At 73.9% G+C, this 18830-nt stretch carries 1 protein-coding gene; it reads left to right on the forward strand.

The features are described 5' to 3' along the window. Nucleotides 1–1177 precede the first annotated feature (1177 nt). Nucleotides 1178–18817 (forward strand): non-ribosomal peptide synthetase, encoded by a 17640-nt coding sequence (locus I4Q55_RS39835; protein ID WP_206795717.1) that lies wholly within the window; start codon nt 1178–1180, stop codon nt 18815–18817. Nucleotides 18818–18830: the final 13 nt, after the last annotated feature.

Genomic DNA, 18830 nt, shown 5'->3' on the forward strand with positions numbered 1-18830 from the left:
CGGCCGCCCTGCCGCGCCTGCCCGCCGCTGCCGCTCGCCACCCGGCCGCCCTGCTGCTCGCCGCCCCCGCCGCCCCGCCGCCCCGCCGGCTGCCGCTCCGTGGTTCCTCACCCCGCGGGGCAGGGCTTCGCCGAAGTCGATCGTCTGGGGGCCCTTCATGGGTGGCCGAGGGGGCGGCGGCGCTGTCACCAGCCATGCGGCTCGGAGGCGCGGCCGGGCGGGCGCCCTCCGGACGCACACCGGCACCGGTCGGCTCGAAGCCGGCATGTGCCCGCTCCCGAACGTCCCCCGCCCCAAGGTTCCCCACCTCGGCAGCCGGGACTGCTCGGCCCGCCGATGAACGCCCGTTCATTCACCGCGCGGTGAATGAACGGGCCCGACCGGCTGATCGCCGCCCGCCGGCCGGGCTCCTCGCATTCCGCTTCCCATTGCCCGGTTGCCGGTGGTGTCTCTTCGATCGATCATTTCACCTCGGCACCCCTGACTTCCGCGTTACCCGCCAATCGGGTGATGTGCCGATAGGTGAAGCGCGACTTGCGATACTTGCGTACTTCGGGTTCTGCTGATCGCTCGGCTGTGGTGTCACCCGAGTGGCGACGAGTCTTCCCAGGTGAGCGCTCTGACGTAAAGTCAAACCTCCCAATCGAGGTAACATTTTCCGGCAGAAGAGTGAACAATAATCGACGGTCTACTACTCGCTGTCTGGGCAAACCTGTGTGATTTTTGGACATTTTTGCCAATGCTCCGTTCGGCGGTACGAGCAGGGCGTTCTGTAGGTAGCGTGATGCCCGATCCGGCTGGTCTTGGGGGTTCTCGGCTACCGGATGACCGACCTGTTGCACGAAGAACGCCGGTTGTCGCGCGCGTTCGGCGGTCGTTGGGGCCTAATCGGCGCCGCGGGGGTGCCGTCGAAATCGGAACTGTTTCCGGGGGTTGCCGCGCGGCTGTCACGGTGGAAAGGATCAATGTGTCTCGCGCTCGTTCCTGCGGGTTCGCCCGGTCTGTGGCACGCTGGGGCGATTTGTTGAACGAGTGGCAAAAAGCCGGTGGGTGGAAAGCCCCGCTCCGGCCCGAACCTGCGCCGTTTCTCCTGAATTCCCTGGTCGCAGGCCTGTTCTCGCCCAGCGCCCGGACGGCCCCGCGCTGACTTCACCCCCGTGCTCGAAAGGTTCTCGCAATGCCGCGATACGACGTCTCGGTTCCCGCCGCCGACGACGAGCCGCGTACCCTCGCCGGGCTGTTCCAGGCGCAGGTCGCTCGCACCCCCGCCGCCCCGGCGCTGACCGGCGACGGTGGCACGCTGACCTACGCGGCGGTGAACGCGCGGGCGAACCGGCTCGCGCGGCTGCTGATCCGGCGCGGGGCCGGCCCCGAGGACGTCGTCGCGCTGGTCCTGCCGCGGTCGGCCGACCTCGTCGTCGCGCAGCTCGCGGCCGCCAAGGCCGGGGCCGCCTTCCTGCCCGTCGACCCCGACCAGCCCGCCGAACGCCTCGCCTTCGTGCTCGACGACGCGCGGCCCGTGCTGGTCGTGACCCGCGGGAAAACGCCCCAGACCACCCTCGACCTCGACGACGTGACCGACACAGACACAGACACCGACGCCGACCCCACCGATGCCGACCGCACCCGCCCCCTGCACCTCGACCACCCGGCGTACCTCATCTACACGTCCGGCTCGACCGGCGTCCCCAAGGGCGTCCTCGTCACCCACCGCGGCCTGGCCGGCTTCTTCGCCGCCATGCGCGAGCAGTACGACGTACGGCCCGGCGACCGCGTCCTCGAGTTCTCCTCGCCCAGCTTCGACGCGTCGATCCTCGAACTCGGCATGGCCCTGCCGCACGGGGCGGCGCTGGTCGTGCCCCCGCCCGGCCCGCTGCTGGGCGACCGGCTCGCCGACGTCCTGGCCGAACACCAGGTCACCCACGCGCTCATCCCGCCCGTCGCGCTGGCCACGCTGCCGGCAAAGCAGCTGCCCGGCTTCCGCACGGTGATCGTCGGCGGGGACGCCTGCCCGCCCGAACTGGTCCGGACCTGGGCCCCCGGCCGGCGGATGATCAACTCCTACGGCCCCACGGAGTTCACCGTCGTCGCGACCTGGAGCGATCCGCTGGTCCCCGGGGGCATCCCCCCGATCGGCCGCCCGCTGCCGGACGCCACCGCCTACGTCCTCGACGACGCGCTGCGCCCGGCCACCACCGGGGAGCTCTACGTCACCGGCCCCGGCCTGGCCCGCGGCTACCTCGACCGGCCCGGCCTGACCGCGAGCCGGTTCGTGGCCGACCCCTTCGGCGCGCCCGGCGCGCGGATGTACCGCACCGGCGACGTCGTGCGCCGAAGCGCCACCGGCGAGCTGGAGTTCGTCGGGCGGGCCGACCACCAGGTCAAGATCCGCGGCTTCCGGATCGAACCGGGCGAAATCGAAGCGCTGCTGCTCGGCCAGGACGGCGTCCGCGAAGCGGTCGTCGTGGCCCGTGAGGACCGCGTCAAGCGCCTGGTCGCCTACTTCGCCGGCGACGCCGACCCGGCCGGGCTGCGCGCCGCCGCGGCCGACCGGCTGCCGCCCTACATGGTCCCGGCCGCGTTCGTGGCCCTCGACGCGATGCCGCTGACCCACCACGGCAAGCTCGACCGCGACGCGCTGCCCGAACCCGACTGGCAGGCGCAGGTCCAGGCCGCCCACACCCCGCCCCGGACCCCGGCCGAGCACGCGCTCGCCGAAATCTGGGCCGACGTCCTCGGCGTGCCGGACGTCGGTGTCGACGCGGACTTCTTCGAGCTCGGCGGCGACTCCATCCTCGGGGCCCGCGCGCTCGCCCGGATCCGCGCCCGCTTCGGCGCCGACCTGTCCCCGCGGGTGGTGTTCGACGCGCGCACCATCGCCAAGCTCGCCCGGCTGCTGCCCGACGGCGGCACCCCGGCCGGCCGCATCGAGCCCGTGGTCCACGACGCCGTGGTGCCGCTCTCGCCCGTCCAGCGCCGGCTCTGGGTCCTCGACCGGCAGCACCCCGGCAGCACCGAGTACAACGCCGGCGTCGGCCTCACCCTCGACGGCCCGCTGGACCGCGACGCCCTGCGCGCCGCACTGGACGGGCTGGCCGCGCGGCACGAGTCGCTGCGGACGACGTTCCGGACCGTCGACGGCGAGGGCGTCCAGGTCGTCGCCGACGAGGGCACCATCCCGCTGCGGGAAGCCGACGCGGAGCCGGACCTCGACGCCCAGCTCGCCGCCGAACTCGACCGCCCCTTCGACCTGACGACCGGGCCGCTCACCCGGGCCACCCTGCTCCGCCGCGGCCCGGACGACCACCTGCTCCTGCTGTGCCAGCACCACATCATCACCGACGGCTGGTCGGTCGGCCTGCTCGTCGACGAGTTCGCCGCGCTCTACGCGGGGGAGAAGCCCCCGCCGCTCGAGATCGGCTACCGCGACTACGCGAAGTGGCACCGCGAGCGGCTGGCCGGGCTGCGCGAGCGGCAGCTGGCGTACTGGCGCACCCAGCTCGCCGGCCTCGAACCCCTCGACCTGCCCACCGACCGGCCCCGTCCGCCCGTCCGCGCCACCGAAGGCGCGATCCGCCGGTACGAGCTGCCCGCGGGCCTCGCCGAACTGGGCCACGACACCGGTGCGACCCTGTTCACGACGCTGACCGCGCTCGTCCAGGTGCTGCTGGCCCGCTACACCGGCCAAGACGACATCGCCGTCGGTACTGCGGTGTCCGGCCGCGACCACGACCAGCTCGAACGGCTCGCCGGGTTCTTCGTCAACACCCTCGTCCTGCGGTCCGCGGTCGACCCGGCGCAGCCGTTCGACAGTTTCCTCGACCGCGTGAAGGAGACGACGCTGGCGGCCTTCGCCGCGGCCGAAGTGCCCTTCGACCAGGTCGTCGACGACCTGCGGCCGGCCCGTGACCCGAGCCGGACCCCGCTGGTGCAGGTCCTGCTGGTGCTGCAGCAGGACCTCGTCCGGCCCCGGGAGGCGGGCGCCCTCCGCCTGGGCGAGCACGATCTGCCCCGCCCCCGGGCCCGGTTCGACCTGGTGCTGGAGTTCCAGCCGCAGGGCCGCGGCGTCGCGATCGAGTACGACACCGCGCTCTTCGACGCCGCCACGATCGACCGCTTCGCCGGGCACCTGCGGACGCTGGCCGGGGCCGTGGTCGCCGAGCCGCACCGGCCGGTGGCCGAACTGCCGATCATGGGCGACGCCGAGCTGGCCCACCTCGACGACCTCGCGAGCGGTCCCGTGCTCGCGGCGCCGGCAGCCACGCTGCCGCAGCTGTTCGAGGCCCAGGCCGCCCGCACCCCGGACGCGGTCGCCGTCGTCTGCGAGGACCGCCGCCTCACCTACCGCGAACTCGACGAGCAGGCCAACCGGCTGGCTCGCGTCCTCGCGGACCGCGGTGCCGGGCCCGAGCGGTTCGTCGCCGTCTCCCTGCCCCGTACGGAACGGATCCTCGTGGCGCTGCTCGGCGTCCTCAAGTCCGGCGCCGCCTACCTCCCGGTCGACCCCGCCTACCCGGCCGAGCGGAAGGAACTGATCCTCGCCGACGCCGCCCCGGCCCTGCTGCTCACCCCGGACGGCCGCGGCCCCGGAGCCGTCCCCGCGCTCGCTTTCGACGACCCCGCCCTGCTCGACGGCCGGGAGAGCGGGCCCCTCACCCGCGCGGCCAACCCGGACCACCCCGCCTACGTGATCCACACGTCCGGCTCGACCGGCCGCCCCAAGGGCGTCGTGGTCGCCCACCGCAGCGCCGCGAACCTGATGGCCTGGGCGGAAACCGACTTCCGGGACGTCTTCCGCCCCGGGGCCACTGTGGTCGCTTCGACGTCGCTCAACTTCGACGTCTCGGTCTTCGAGATCTTCGCGCCGCTGATGACCGGCGCCACCGTCGAGATCGTCCGGGACGTGCTCGCCCTCGGCGAGGGCGAGCACACCGGCCGGCCGGTCGGCCTGGTCAGCGGCGTGCCGTCGGCGTTCGCCCAGCTGCTGGCCCAGGGCGCGGTGTCGGTGCGGCCGTCCACTGTGGTCCTGGCCGGCGAGGCGCTGACGCTGCACGCACTGCACGACATCCGGAAAGCGTTGCCGGACAGCCGGATCGCGAACATCTACGGCCCGACCGAGTCCACTGTGTACGCCACCGCGTGGTACCACGACACCGACCGCACACCCCCGATCGGCCGCCCGATCGCCGGTGTTCGCGCCTACGTCCTGGACCGCGGAATGCGGCCCGTGCCCGTCGGCGTGCCCGGCGAGCTGCACCTCGGCGGCGCCGGGGTGGCCCGCGGCTACCTGAACCGGCCCGGGCTGACGGCGAGCCGGTTCGTGGCCGACCCCGCGGGCGCGCCCGGCGACCGGATGTACCGGACCGGTGACGTCGTCCGCTGGACCACCCGCGGCGAGCTGGAGTACCTCGGCCGCGCCGACGACCAGGTGAAGATCCGCGGCTTCCGGATCGAACCCGGCGAGGTCGAGGCCGCGTTGCGGAAGCACAGCGGCGTCACCGAGGCGGTGGTCGTCGCCCGCACCGACGGCGGGCACCAGCGGCTGGTCGCCTACGTCGTGCCCGAAGCCCCCGAAGTCCCCACAGACCTGCGGGACTTCCTCGGCGCCGCACTGCCCGCCCACCTCGTGCCCGCGGCATTCGTGCCGCTCGACCGGCTGCCGCTCAACGCAAACGGCAAGCTCGACCGGCGCGCCCTGCCCGCCCCGGACTGGACCGGCGGCACCACCCGCGTCGCGCCGCGCACCGAAACCGAACGGCTGCTCGCGGACATCTGGGCCGACGCCCTCGGCCTGCCCGAGGTCGGCGTCGAGGACAACTTCTTCGAGCTGGGCGGCGACTCGATCCTCGGCATCCGGCTGGTCTCCGAGGCGGCCAAGGCCGGCCTGCGGATCACCACCAGGGACGTCTTCCGGCACCAGACGATCGCCGCGCTCGCCGCGGCGGCCGGCACCGTCGCCCCGGCCACCGCGGAGGGGCGGCCGGCGGCGACGGGCGCGGTGATCGTCACCCCGATCCAGCACTGGTTCCTCGACACCGACCCCGCCGACCCGGACCACTTCGTCCAGCAGCTGAGCGTCCGCCTCGCCGAAGACGTCGACGAAGCCCGCCTGCGCGCGGCCGTGAACACGGTCGTCGCCCATCACGACGCCTTCCGGCTGCGCTTCCGCAGGACACCGGACGGCTGGATGCAGGAGCACGCCGAGCCCGCTGACACCGACGTCTTCGGCGCGGAGATCGACATCGAACACGGCCCCCTCGTCAGCGCGGAACTCACCGGCACGACGCTGCGCCTGGCCGTGCACCACCTCGTCGTGGACGGCGTCTCGTGGCGGATCCTCCTGGAGGACCTCGGCCACGCCTACCACGGCCGGGAACTGAGCGCCCGCACGACGTCCTTCCAGGAGTGGGCGGCCCGGCTCGCCGAGCACTCCTTCGCCGAAGACCTCCCGTACTGGCAGGCGGTCGAGGGCGCGCAAGTTCCGTTGGACACCGACGGCGCCGGCACGGTGGCGAGCACCCGCACGGTCACCACCCGGCTCGACGCCGAGCTGACCCGCGCGCTGCTGCAGGACGTCCCCGGCGTCTACCGCACCCAGGTCAACGACGTGCTGCTGACCGCGCTCGGCGGAGCCCTGCGCCGGTGGACCGGCGCCGACCGGGTGCTCGTCGACCTCGAGGGCCACGGCCGCGAGGACCTGTTCGACGACGTCGACCTCTCCCGCACGGTCGGCTGGTTCACGTCGCTGTTCCCCGTCGCGCTCGACGTCCCCGAGCGCGACCTCGCGACCCAGCTCAAGTCCGTCAAGGAGCAGCTGCGCGCGATCCCGGCCCGCGGCCTGTCCTACGGCGTGCTGCGGCACCTTGCCGGGACCGCGCCCGCGGTGACGCCCCGGCTCAGCTTCAACTACCTCGGCCGCTTCGAAGCCGAAGGCGAGCTGTACCGGGGCCTCGACCGGGAACTGGAACTCGAGCAGCACCCGGCCGACGTCCGCGCGCACGCCGTCGACGTCGTCGCCCGGGTCACCGACGGCCGCCTGGAGATCACCTGGTTCTACTCGGACCAGCTCCACGCGGAAGCCACGATCCGGACCGTCGCCGACGACCTCGTCCACGGCCTCGCCGGGATCGTCGCGCACTGCACCGGACCGGACGCCGGCGGCCGCACGCCGTCGGACTTCCCCCTCGCCGCCCTCGACCAGGCCGCGGTAGACCGGCTCGCCGGCGACGGCCGCGACGTCGAGGACATCTACCCGCTCACCCCGGCCCAGGCCGGCATGCTCTTCCACCGGCTCGCCGGCGGCGGCCGCCAGGCCTACCTCCAGCAGGTGACGTTCGTGATGAGCGACGTCCCCGACGCGAAAGCACTCGGCCGCGCGTGGCAGCGGGTCGTCGACCGGACCCCGGTCCTGCGCAGCCAGGTGGTCTGGGACGGCGTCGACGCGCCGGTGCAGGTGGTCCACCGGCAGGTCACCCTGCCGATCGAGTACCGCGACTGGACGACCGGACCGGAAGACCTCGACGCGGTGCTGACGGCCGACCGGGAAGCCGGCCTGGACCTCGGCGAGCTGCCGCTGATGCGGCTGCTGCTCGCGCGCGTCTCGGCGGCCGAGGTCCGCGTGGTCTGGACGTTCCACCACCTGCTGCTCGACGGCTGGAGCCTCTTCCAGGTGCTCTCCGACGTCGCGGCGGCGCACGCCGGGCGCCCGCTGCCCAGCCGCCGCCCGTTCCGCGACCACCTCCGCTGGCTGTCCGAACAGGACACCCCGGCCGCGGAACGGTATTGGCGGGAAAGGCTTTCCGGACGCCCGGAGCCGATGCGGCTGCACACCGACCGCCCTCGGTCCCCAGCCCACCCGGTCGAGTCGACGGCCGCGCTGCGGGTCGCGCTGCCCGCCGGGCCGCTGCGCAGCGCCGCGCAACGCCACGGGCTGACCCTCAACACGCTCGTCCAGGGCGCCTGGGCGGTGCTGCTGGCCCGCCACACCGGACGGCCGGAGGTCTGCTTCGGCACCACGGTCGCCGGGCGGCCCGCCGAACTGCCCGGTGCCGACGAGATCACCGGCATGTTCATCACCACGCTGCCGGTCGTCACCGACGTCGACGAGCGGGCGGCGGCGGTGGACTGGCTGCGCGGCCTCCAGGAAGCCCAGGCCGAGGCCCGGCGGTTCGACCACCTGTCCCTGGCGCGCCTCCAGAGCTGGGGCGGGGAGTTCGACACCCTCCTCGTCTTCGAGAACTATCCCGTCACCACGGAGCTGGGGCTGCACGACCTGCGGGGCGTGGAGGCGACCAACTACCCGCTGAGCGTCGTCGCCTACCCGGGCGAGGAGCGGCTGGAGTTCCTGTTCGGCTACGACCCCGCGTTGTTCGACGCCGAGACGGTCGCCGGCTTCGCCGGGCACCTGGAGACCCTGCTCACCGAGCTGGCGACCCGGCCGCACGAGCCGCTCGCCCGCCTGCGCATGCTCACCGACGCCGAGCAGCGGGACGTCCTGGACCAGGGGATCGGGCGCGCCCGGGACCACCGGGACACGACCGTGCCGGCCCTTTTCGCCGAGCAGGTCCGCCGCACGCCCGACGCGATCGCCGTCACCGGCGAAGTGACCCTGACCTACGCGGAATTGGACGCCCGCGCGAACCGGCTGGCCCACCGGCTGATCGCCCTCGGGGCGCAGCGGGACGGCCTGGTGGGGCTGCTGCTCGGCCGCTCGGCCGACGTCGTCGTCGCCGAGCTCGCGGTGCTCAAGGCCGGCGGCGCGTACCTGCCGCTGGACACGCGCGCGCCGCGGAGCCGGCTCAGGGCGCTGCTCGACGGCGTTCGGGTGCTGGTGACCGGCGACGCCGGCCGGCCGCTCGCCGAAGACGTCCACAGTGGACCCATCGTGTCGGTCGACGAGGTCGACGAGACCGGTGTCGCACCGGCCGAGCCGCCGCAGGTACCGATCCGGCCCGGGAACCTGGCCTACGTCATGTACACGTCGGGATCGACGGGGACGCCGAAGGGCGTGGCGATCAGCCACCGCGACATCGTCGGCCTCGCGCGGGAACGGGCCTTCGCCGGCCCCGGCCACCGGAGCGTGCTCATGCACGCCGCGCTGGCGTTCGACGCGTCGACGTACGAGCTGTGGGTGCCGCTGCTGAGCGGCGGCCGCGTGGTCGTCGCCCCGCCGGGTGACCTCGACGCCGACGTGCTGCGCCGGGTCGTCACCGAGCACGGGGTGACCGGGCTGTTCATCACCGCGGGACTGTTCCGCGTGCTGGCCCAGGAGGATCCCGGCTGCCTGCGCGGCGTCCGCGAGGTGTGGACCGGCGGCGAGGTGGTGCGCCCGGCCGCGGTGCACCAGGTGTCGGCCGCGTGCCCGGGCCTCACCGTGGTCGACGTCTACGGCCCCACCGAGACCACGACGTTCGCCACCCGCTTCCCGCTGCCGCCGGGCGAGCGGGTGCCGGACGTGCTGCCGATCGGCCGTCCGCTGGACGACATGGCGGCCTACGTCCTCGACCACGGGCTGCGGCCGGTGCCGCCGGGCGCGGTCGGCGAGCTGTACCTGGCCGGCACCGGGCTGGCCCGCGGCTACTTCCGGCAGCCGGGGCTGACGGCGGAACGGTTCCTCGCCAACCCCTTCGGGACGCCCGGCGGGCGGATGTACCGCACCGGCGACCTCGTCCGGTGGACGCGTGCCGGCGTGCTGGAGTTCGTCGGCCGCGCCGACGACCAGGTGAAGATCCGCGGCTTCCGCGTCGAGCTCGGCGAGATCGAGACCGCGCTGACCGCCCACCCCGAGGTGTCCGAAGCCGTCGTCGTCGCGGCCGAGCACGGCGGGTCCAAGCGGCTCGTCGCCTACGTCGTCGCGACCGGGACGCCGGACCTTCGCGAGTTCCTGCTGCGGACGCTGCCGGACTACCTCGTCCCCGCGGGGTTCGTGCCCCTCGAAGCGTTGCCGCTCAACCAGAACGGGAAGGTCGACCGCCGAGCCTTGCCCGCACCCGACTTCGTCTCCGGGCTCGGGTACCGGGAGCCGGCCACGGACGCCGAGCGGCTGCTCGCCGGCATCTGGGCCGAGGTGCTGCGGGTGGAGCGGGTCGGCGCCGACGACAACTTCTTCGAGCTCGGCGGCGACTCGATCCTCAGCATCCAGGTCGTTTCCCGGGCCCGCCGGGCCGGTCTCGACCTGATGCCCGGCCAGGTGTTCGACCACCCGACCGTCGCCGCGCTCGCCCGCGCCGCCACCCCGGCGGCCCCTGCCGTGGCCGACGCCGGCCCGGTGACCGGCGAGCTGCCGCTGACGCCGGTGCAGCACTGGTACCTCGACCCGCGGCCGGTCCACCCGGAGCAGTTCGTCCAGTCCGTTTCGGTGGACCTGCCGGACTCCGCCGGGCTGCCTCGCGCGCTGCGTGAACTCCAGCTGCACCACGACATCCTGCGGCTGCGGTTCACCGCCGACGGGCCGCGTCACGCGCCCGACGCGCAAGACGTCCTCGGCGCGACCATCGACCTCGAGCACGGGCCGCTGCTGAGCGCCGAGCTGTCCGGCACGACGCTGACGCTCACCGCGCACCACCTGGTCGTCGACGGCGTCTCGTGGCGGGTGCTCCTGGAGGACCTGGAAACCCTCCTGGCCGGTGGCGAGCTCCCGGCCAAGACGACGTCCTTCCGCGACTGGGCGCGCACCCTGGCCCGCCAGGCGGCCGACGGCTTCTTCGACGACGAACTCGCGCACTGGGCGGCGCTCGACGCCGACCCGGCCCTGCCGGTCGACGCGGCGGGTGAGAACACCTACGGCTCGGCGCGTTCGGTGGTCGTGCGGCTGCCCGCGGCGGCGACCCGGGCGGTGCTGCACGACGTGCCGGGCGCGTACCGGACGCAGGTCAACGACGTCCTGCTGACCGCGCTCGGCCGTGTCCTGCGGGACTGGACGGGCCGCGACCGCGTCCTGGTCGACCTCGAAGGCCACGGCCGGGAAGACCTGTTCGACGGCATCGACCTCTCCCGCACGGTCGGCTGGTTCACGTCGATCTTCCCGGTCGAGCTGACGTCGTCCGGCGAGGACTGGGGCGAAGCCCTGAAGGCCACGAAGGAGCAGCTCCGCGCGATTCCGCGCCGGGGCATCGGGTACGGCGCCCTGCGCTACCTCACCGGCACCGCGCCGCGCCTCGAACCGCGGATCAGCTTCAACTACCTGGGCCGCTTCGACCACGGCGGCGGCCTCGGTGGCGCGGCCCACCCCGAGCAGACGCGGGCGCACCAGCTCGACGTCGTCGGCGCGGTCGTCGGCGACGAGCTGGAACTCACCTGGCACTACTCCGGAAACGTGCACACCGAAGCCACCGTGCGCGGGCTGGCCGAGGCGCTCCTCGCGGCGCTCGGCGGGATCGTCGGGCACTGTGCCCGGCCGGACGCCGGCGGCCGCACGCCGTCGGACTTCCCCCTGGCCCGGCTCGACCAGGCGGGCGTGGACAGGCTGGTGGGCGACGGCCGCGACGTCGAGGACATCTACCCGCTCACCCCGATGCAGGCGGGCATGGTCTTCCACAGCCTCGTCGACGGCGCGGCCGGGACCTACCTCAACCAGGTGCGGCTGCGGCTGACCGGCATCGCCGACCCCGAGCGGTTCGCCCGGGCGTGGCAGCACGTCGTCGCGGACACGCCGGTGCTGCGCAGCCGGGTCGTCTGGGACGGCCTCGACGAGCCCGTGCAGGTCGTCGAACGGGCCGTCACGGTCCCCGTCGTCCACCTCGACTGGACCGCGCTGGACGACGCCGGACGCGCCCGCGAGCAGGAAAACTTCCTCCAGGCCGATCGCGCGCGGGGCTTCGACCTGACGGCCGCCCCGCTGCTGCGGCTGGCGTTCGCCCGGCTGCCCGGCGGCGACGTCCTGCTGATCTGGACGTTCCACCACGTCCTGCTCGACGGCTGGAGCGCCGCGCAGGTGTTCGGTGAGGTGTGCGCCCGGTACGCGGGCGCCGCCGTTCCGGGCCGGCGCCCGCCGTTCCGCGAATACCTGCGCTGGCTCGGCGAACAGGACACCGCGGCCGCCGAAACGCACTGGCGCGAACAGCTCGCCGGGCTGCGGACGCCGACGCCGCTGCCCTACGACCGCCGTCCGGTCGAAGCGCACCGCGCCCGCTCCGCCGCGTCGGTCCGGGTGTCGGCACCCGCCGCCGGGCTGCGGGAGCTGGCGCGCCGCGCCGGACTGACGCTCAACACGATCGTCCAGGGCGCGTGGGGACTCGTGCTGTCCCGCTCCAGCGGGGAATCCGACGTCGTCTTCGGCACCACCGTGTCGGGGCGGCCGGCCGAGCTGCCGGGTGTCGAGGCGATGGCCGGGCTGTTCATCAACACCCTGCCCGCGCCGATCACCGTCCACAACGGACTCACCGTGGTGGAGTGGCTGCGCGAGCTGCAGACGGCCCAGGCGCGCTCGCGCCGGTTCGACTTCGTGTCACTGGCCCAGCTGCAGACGTGGGCGGGCGGCAGCACGCTGTTCGACAGCATCCTCGTGTTCGAGAACTACCCGTTCGACCCCGCAGCGGTCGCCGCGCACGGGATCGGCCTGCACGAGGAAGGCGAGCTGCAGCCGACCAACTACCCGCTGAGCGTGGTCGTCACGCCGGGGGAGCGCCTCTCGGTGTCGTTCGACCACGACCCGGACCTGTTCGACCGGGCCACGATCGACCGGCTGGCCGGGCAGCTGCTCCTCGTCCTGGAGCGCATGGCCGCCGAGCCGGGCCGGCGGGTCGGCGAACTCGACCTGCTGACCGACGACGACCGCGAAAAGGTGCTGCGGACGTTCAACACGACCGCGCACCCGGTGGCCGAGGCCACCGTCGTGAGCCGGTTCGCCGGCCAGGTTCGCCGGACCCCGGACGCCCCGGCGGTCGACGACCTGACGTACGCGGAGCTGGCCGCCCGTGCCGACGGGCTCGCGTCCCGGCTGATCGAGCTGGGTGTCGGCGGGGAAGACCGGGTCGGGCTGCTGCTGGAGCGGTCGGCCGACCTCGTCGTGGCCGAACTGGCGGTGCTCAAGGCGGGTGCGGCGTACGTGCCGGTGGATCTGCGGGCGCCGGCGGCTCGGGTGCGTCTGGTGCTGGCGGAGGCGGGTGTCTCCGTGGTGATCGCCGACCGGTCCTGTTCGGACGTCCACGGCGGACTCTCGGTGCGGGTGGGCGAGACCGGCTCGGCCGACGTCGCGGATGTGGTGGTGCGGCCGGGAAACCTGGCGTATGTGATGTACACGTCCGGGTCGACGGGGACGCCGAAGGGCGTGGCGGTGACCCACCGCGACATCGTGGCCCTGGCTTCGGACCGCTCGTTCGCGGGCGACGCGCACCGGACCGTGCTGCTGCACTCGCCGCAGGCGTTCGACGCCTCGACCTACGAGGTGTGGGTGCCGTTGCTGAACGGCGGCCGGGTCGTCGTCGCGCCGCCGGGGGACGTGGACGCCGAGGTCTTGCGTGCTGTCGTCACCCAGGGCGTGCGTGCGCTGTGGCTCACCGCCGGGCTGTTCCGGCTGGTCGCGCAGGAGGATCCCGGGTGCCTGCGGGGCGTCGGTGAAGTCTGGACCGGCGGTGATGTCGTGCCCGCGGCGGCCGTTCGCCAGGTGCGGGACGCCTGTCCGGGCCTGACCGTCGTCGACGGCTACGGCCCCACCGAGACGACGACGTTCGCGAGCCGGTTCGTCCTGGCGCCCGAAGACGTGGTCCCGGACGCGATGCCGATCGGGCGGCCTCTGGACAACATGGCCGCCTACGTCCTGGACGAGGGGCTGCGGCCGGTGCCGCCGGGCGTGACGGGCGAGCTGTTCATCGCCGGTGCCGGGGTGTCCCGCGGCTACCTCGGCCGCCCCGGGCTGACCGCGGAACGCTTTGTCGCCAACCCCTTCGGGGTGCCGGGGGAGCGGATGTACCGCACCGGGGACGTCGTCCGGTGGACCGGCGACGGCGTGCTGGAGTTCGTCGGCCGCGCCGACGACCAGGTGAAGATCCGCGGCTTCCGGATCGAGCTGGGCGAGATCGAGACGGCCTTGGCCGCCCACCCGGACGTCACCGAGGCTGTCGTCGTCGCGCGGGACCGGCGGCTGGTCGCCTACGTCGTCACGACCGGGAAGCCGGACCTGCGCGGGTGGCTGCAGCGGGACCTGCCCGACTACATGGTGCCCTCGGCGTTCGTGACCCTCGACGCGCTTCCCTTGAGCGCCAACGGAAAGGTCGATCGCCGGGCGCTTCCGGAACCGGCCGCGGAACCGCTGGCCGGGTACGTGCCGCCGCGCACGGAGACCGAGCGCGTGCTCGCCGAAGTGTGGGCCGAAGTGCTCGGCGTGCCCGGCGTCGGTGTCGAGGACAACTTCTTCGAACTCGGCGGCGATTCGATCCTGAGCATCCAGGTCGTCTCCCGCGCCCGGCGCCACGGCCTCGCGCTCACCCCGCGGGACCTGTTCGCCCACCAGACCGTCGCCGCGCTGGCCGTCGCGGCGGGCTCGGCCGCGGTCACCGTGGCCGAGCAGGGGCCGGTCACCGGCGCTGCCGCGCTGACCCCGATCCAGCTCTGGTTCTTCGCCGGCCACCACGGCGATCCGAACGGGTTCACGCAGTCGGTGCGGATCGAGCGGCCCGAGCCGTTCGACGTCGAGACGCTGCGCGCGGCGCTGGCCACCCTGATGCGGCACCACGACGCCCTGCGGATGCGGTTCACCGTCGCCGGCCAGAAGAACGCCCCGCCCGAACCGGTCGAGCTCCTCGGCGCCGAGATCGACGTGACCCGCGGGCCGCTGCTCACCGCCGAACTCCTGGAGCCCGCGGTCCTGCGGCTGACGGTCAACCACCTCGTCGTCGACGGCGTCTCGTGGCGGATCCTCCTGGAGGACCTGGAAACCGCCTACTGCGGCGGGCCGCTGCCGCCGAAGACGACGGCGTTCCGCGACTGGGCCAACCGGCTCGCCGCGCACGCCGAGGCCGGCGGCTTCGACGACGAACTGCCGTACTGGCGCACCGCGCTCGCCGTCGACCCGGCCCTGCCGATCGACCACGCTCCGGCCGAGACGGGCACCGGCACGGTCACCACCCGCCTGGACGCCGAGCTGACCCGCGCGCTGCTGCAGGACGTCCCGGGTGTCTACCGGACGCAGGTCAACGACGTGCTGCTCGCCGCGCTGGGCCGGGTGCTGGCCCGCTGGACCGGCCGCGACGGCGTGCTGATCGACCTGGAGGGCCACGGCCGCGAGGACCTGTTCGACGACGTCGACCTGTCCCGCACGGTCGGCTGGTTCACCTCGCTGTACCCGGTCGCGCTGCGGATCGACGACGAGTGGGGTGCCCTGCTCAAGTCCGTGAAGGAGCAGCTGCGGGCCGTGCCGCGCCGCGGCGTCGGCTTCGGCGCGCTGCGGTACCTGACCGGGACCGCGCCCGCGTTGCGGCCCGAGATCAGCTTCAACTACCTGGGCCGGCTCGACGGCGCGGCGGGCAGCCTCGACTCCGCTGTCGGCGACGGCGCGGGCCGGGCGCACCTGCTCGACGTCGTCGGCCGCGTGGACCGGGAGTCCCTGGAACTGACCTGGTACTACTCCCGCGACACGCACACCGCCGCCACGGTCGAGAAGCTGGCCGCGGAGCTGGTGGCCGCCCTGGCCGAAGCCGTCGCGCACTGCGCCGGGCCCGGCGCGGGCGGCCGCACGCCGAACGACTTCCCGCTGTCCACATTGGACCAGCGGCAGGTGGACCGGATCGCCGGCGACGGCCGCGGCGTGGCCGACCTCCACCCGCTCACGCCGATGCAGGCCGGCATGGTCTTCCACGGGCTTTCCCAGGAATCCCAGGGCGTCTACTTCGAGCAGGTCACCGCCGTCCTCGACGGCGTGGCCGAGCCGCGGTTCCTCGCCGAGGCGTGGCAGCACGTCGTCGACCGGACGCCGGTGCTGCGGGGCAGCGTCGTCTGGGAGGACGTCCCCGAGCCACTCCTCGTCGTCCACCGCGAAGCCCGGGTGCCGGTCACCGAGCTGGACTGGCGGGACCGCGACCGCGAGGAAGCCCTGCGTGAGCTGCTCGCGCAGGACCGGGCCCGGCCGTTCGACCTGGCGACGGCCCCGCTGCTGCGGGTCGCCCTGGCCCGGCTGCCGGACGACGCCGTCCAGCTCGTCTGGACCTTCCACCACGTCCTGCTGGACGGCTGGAGCGTCTTCCAGGTGCTCTCCGACGTCTGCACGGCCTACGCGGCCCTGCGCGACGGCACGCCGCCCGCCCTGCCGCACCGCAGGCCGTTCGGGGACTACGTCACCTGGCTGAAGGACCAGACCGCCGACGGTGCCGAGGAGTACTGGCGGCGCGAACTCGCCGACGTCACCGAGCCGACACCGCTGCCGTACGACCGGATGCCGTCGTCCACGCACGAAACAAGCTCCTCGACGTGGGTCGGCCGCGACCTCGACGAGGCGGCGACCGCCCGGCTGGCGGCGTTCGCCCGGCGCGAGCGGCTCACCGTCAACGCCGTCGTGCAGGGTGCCTGGGCGCTCCTGCTGGCGCGGCACAGCGGCGAGGACGACGTCTGCTTCGGAGCCACCGTGTCCGGCCGCCCGGCCGGGCTGGCCGGCGTCGACGACATCACCGGCATCTTCATCAACACGCTGCCCGTGCGGGTCACCGCCGACCCGGCGGCCCCGGTCGCCGGCTGGCTGCGCGGCCTGCAGACCGCGCAGGCGGACTCGCGCCGGTTCGAGCACGTGCCGCTGACCGCGGTGCAGGCCTGGAGCGGTGTCGAGGGCGGCCGCAACCTGTTCGACAGCCTCGTGGTGTTCGAGAACTACCCGGTCACCGCGGACGATGTCGCCGCGCACGGCGTGCGGCTGCGCGAACTGCAGGCGATGGAGACGACCAACTACCCGCTCAGCGTCGTCGCCGCGCCCGGCCCGCGCCTGTCGCTCGGCCTCGGCTACGACAAGGCGCTGTTCGACGAGGCGACGATCGAGCGGCTGGCCCGGCAGCTCGAACACCTCCTGACCGCGATCGCCGAAGACCCGGCCCGGCCGCTACGGGACCTGGAGGTGGTCGACGCGGCCGAACGCGACCAGGTTCTCGTGGCGTTCAACGACACGCACCACGACGTCCCGCCGGTCACCCTCACCGAGCTGATCGAGGCCCAGGCGGCCCGCACACCCGACGCGCTCGCGGTGGTGTCGCGCGACGAACGGCTCACCTTCGCCGAACTCGACGCGCGCGCCGACCGGCTGGCCCGGCTGCTGGCCACCCGCGGGGCCGGACCGGAGCGGATCGTCGCGCTCGCTCTGCCGCGTTCGGTGGAGATCGTCGTCGCGCAGCTGGCCGTGCTGAAGACCGGCGCCGCCTACCTGCCGGTCGACCCGGACTACCCGCCCGAGCGGATCGCGTTCATGCTCGCCGACGCGAACCCGGTCGTCGTGGTGACCTTGCCGGGAACACCGGTGCCGGCGGAGAACGTGCTGGTCCTCGACGGCTCGGAAGCCCAAGGCTCGGCCGGCTCGCTCGCCCGGTCGGTACCGCTGACCGCACCCGCGTACGTCATCTACACCTCGGGCTCGACGGGCACGCCCAAGGGCGTCGTCGTCACCCACGCCGGCCTGGCGAGCTTCGCGAGCGCCGAGATCGCCCACTTCGACGTCCGGCCCGGCGACCGCGTGCTGCAGTTCTCCTCGCCGAGCTTCGACGCTTCGGTCCTGGAGCTGTGCATGGCGCTGCCCGCGGGGGCCGCGCTGGTCGTGCCGCCACCCGGGCCGCTGCTCGGCGACCACCTGGCCGCCGTGCTGCGCGAGGAAGGCGTCACCCACGCGCTGATCCCGCCGGTGGCCATGGCGAGCGTGCCGGACGTCGAGCTGCCCGCGTTCCGCACGCTGGTGGTCGGCGGCGAGGCGTGCCCGGCCGACCTGGTGGCCCGCTGGGCGCCGGGCCGCCGGATGATCAACGCCTACGGGCCCACCGAAACCACGGTGGTGGCGACCTGGAGCGACCCCCTGGAACCGGGCGCGGCCCCGCCGATCGGCCGGCCGATCCGCAACACCCGCGTCCGCGTCCTCGACAGCGCGCTGCGACCGGTGCCGATCGGCGTCGCGGGGGAGCTGTACGTCTCCGGGGCCGGGCTCGCCCGCGGCTACCTCGACCGGCCGGGGCTCACCGCGTCGCGGTTCCTCGCCGACCCGTTCGGGGCGCCGGGGGCGCGGATGTACCGCACCGGCGACCTGGTCCGGTGGCGCGCCGACGGCACCCTGGACTTCCTCGGCCGGGCCGACGACCAGGTCAAGATCCGCGGCTTCCGGATCGAGCCCGGCGAGATCGTCGCGGTGCTGCGCAGGCACCCGGGCGTCCGGGACGCGGCCGTCGTCGCGGACGGCCAGCGGCTGATCGCCTACGTCGTGGGCGACGCGGGTCCCGGGCTGCGGGAGCACGTGGCCGCGACCCTGCCGGCCCACTTCGTGCCCGCCGCGTTCGTCCCGCTCGACGCCCTTCCGCTGACGGCCAACGGAAAGCTGGACCGGCGGGCGCTGCCCGCGCCGGAAGCGCCGTCGGACGACGCGGGGTACGCGGCCCCGGAAACCGAGACCGAAGAGGTCCTCGCGGCCATCTGGGCCGAGGCACTGGACCTCGACCGGGTCGGCGTCGAGGACAACTTCTTCGCCCTCGGTGGCGATTCGCTGCGCAGCCTGCGGATCACGTCGATGACGAAGTCCGCCTTCGACGTCGAGATCACCCCCAAGGACGTGCTCACCGCGGGCACCGTGCTGGCACTGGCGGAGCTCGTCGAAGAACGGGTCCTGCAGGACCTCGAACGGCTCGCCGCCGGCCAAGACCACTGAAACCCTTAACAAG

Source organism: Amycolatopsis sp. MtRt-6, assembly GCF_017308975.1.
Classification (GTDB): domain Bacteria; phylum Actinomycetota; class Actinomycetes; order Mycobacteriales; family Pseudonocardiaceae; genus Amycolatopsis.

Bases quoted from the DNA above. Each gene is read 5' to 3' on its own strand.
- I4Q55_RS39835 (WP_206795717.1), top strand. From the start codon at position 1,178: ATGCCGCGATACGACGTCTCGGTTCCCGCCGCCGACGACGAGCCGCGT.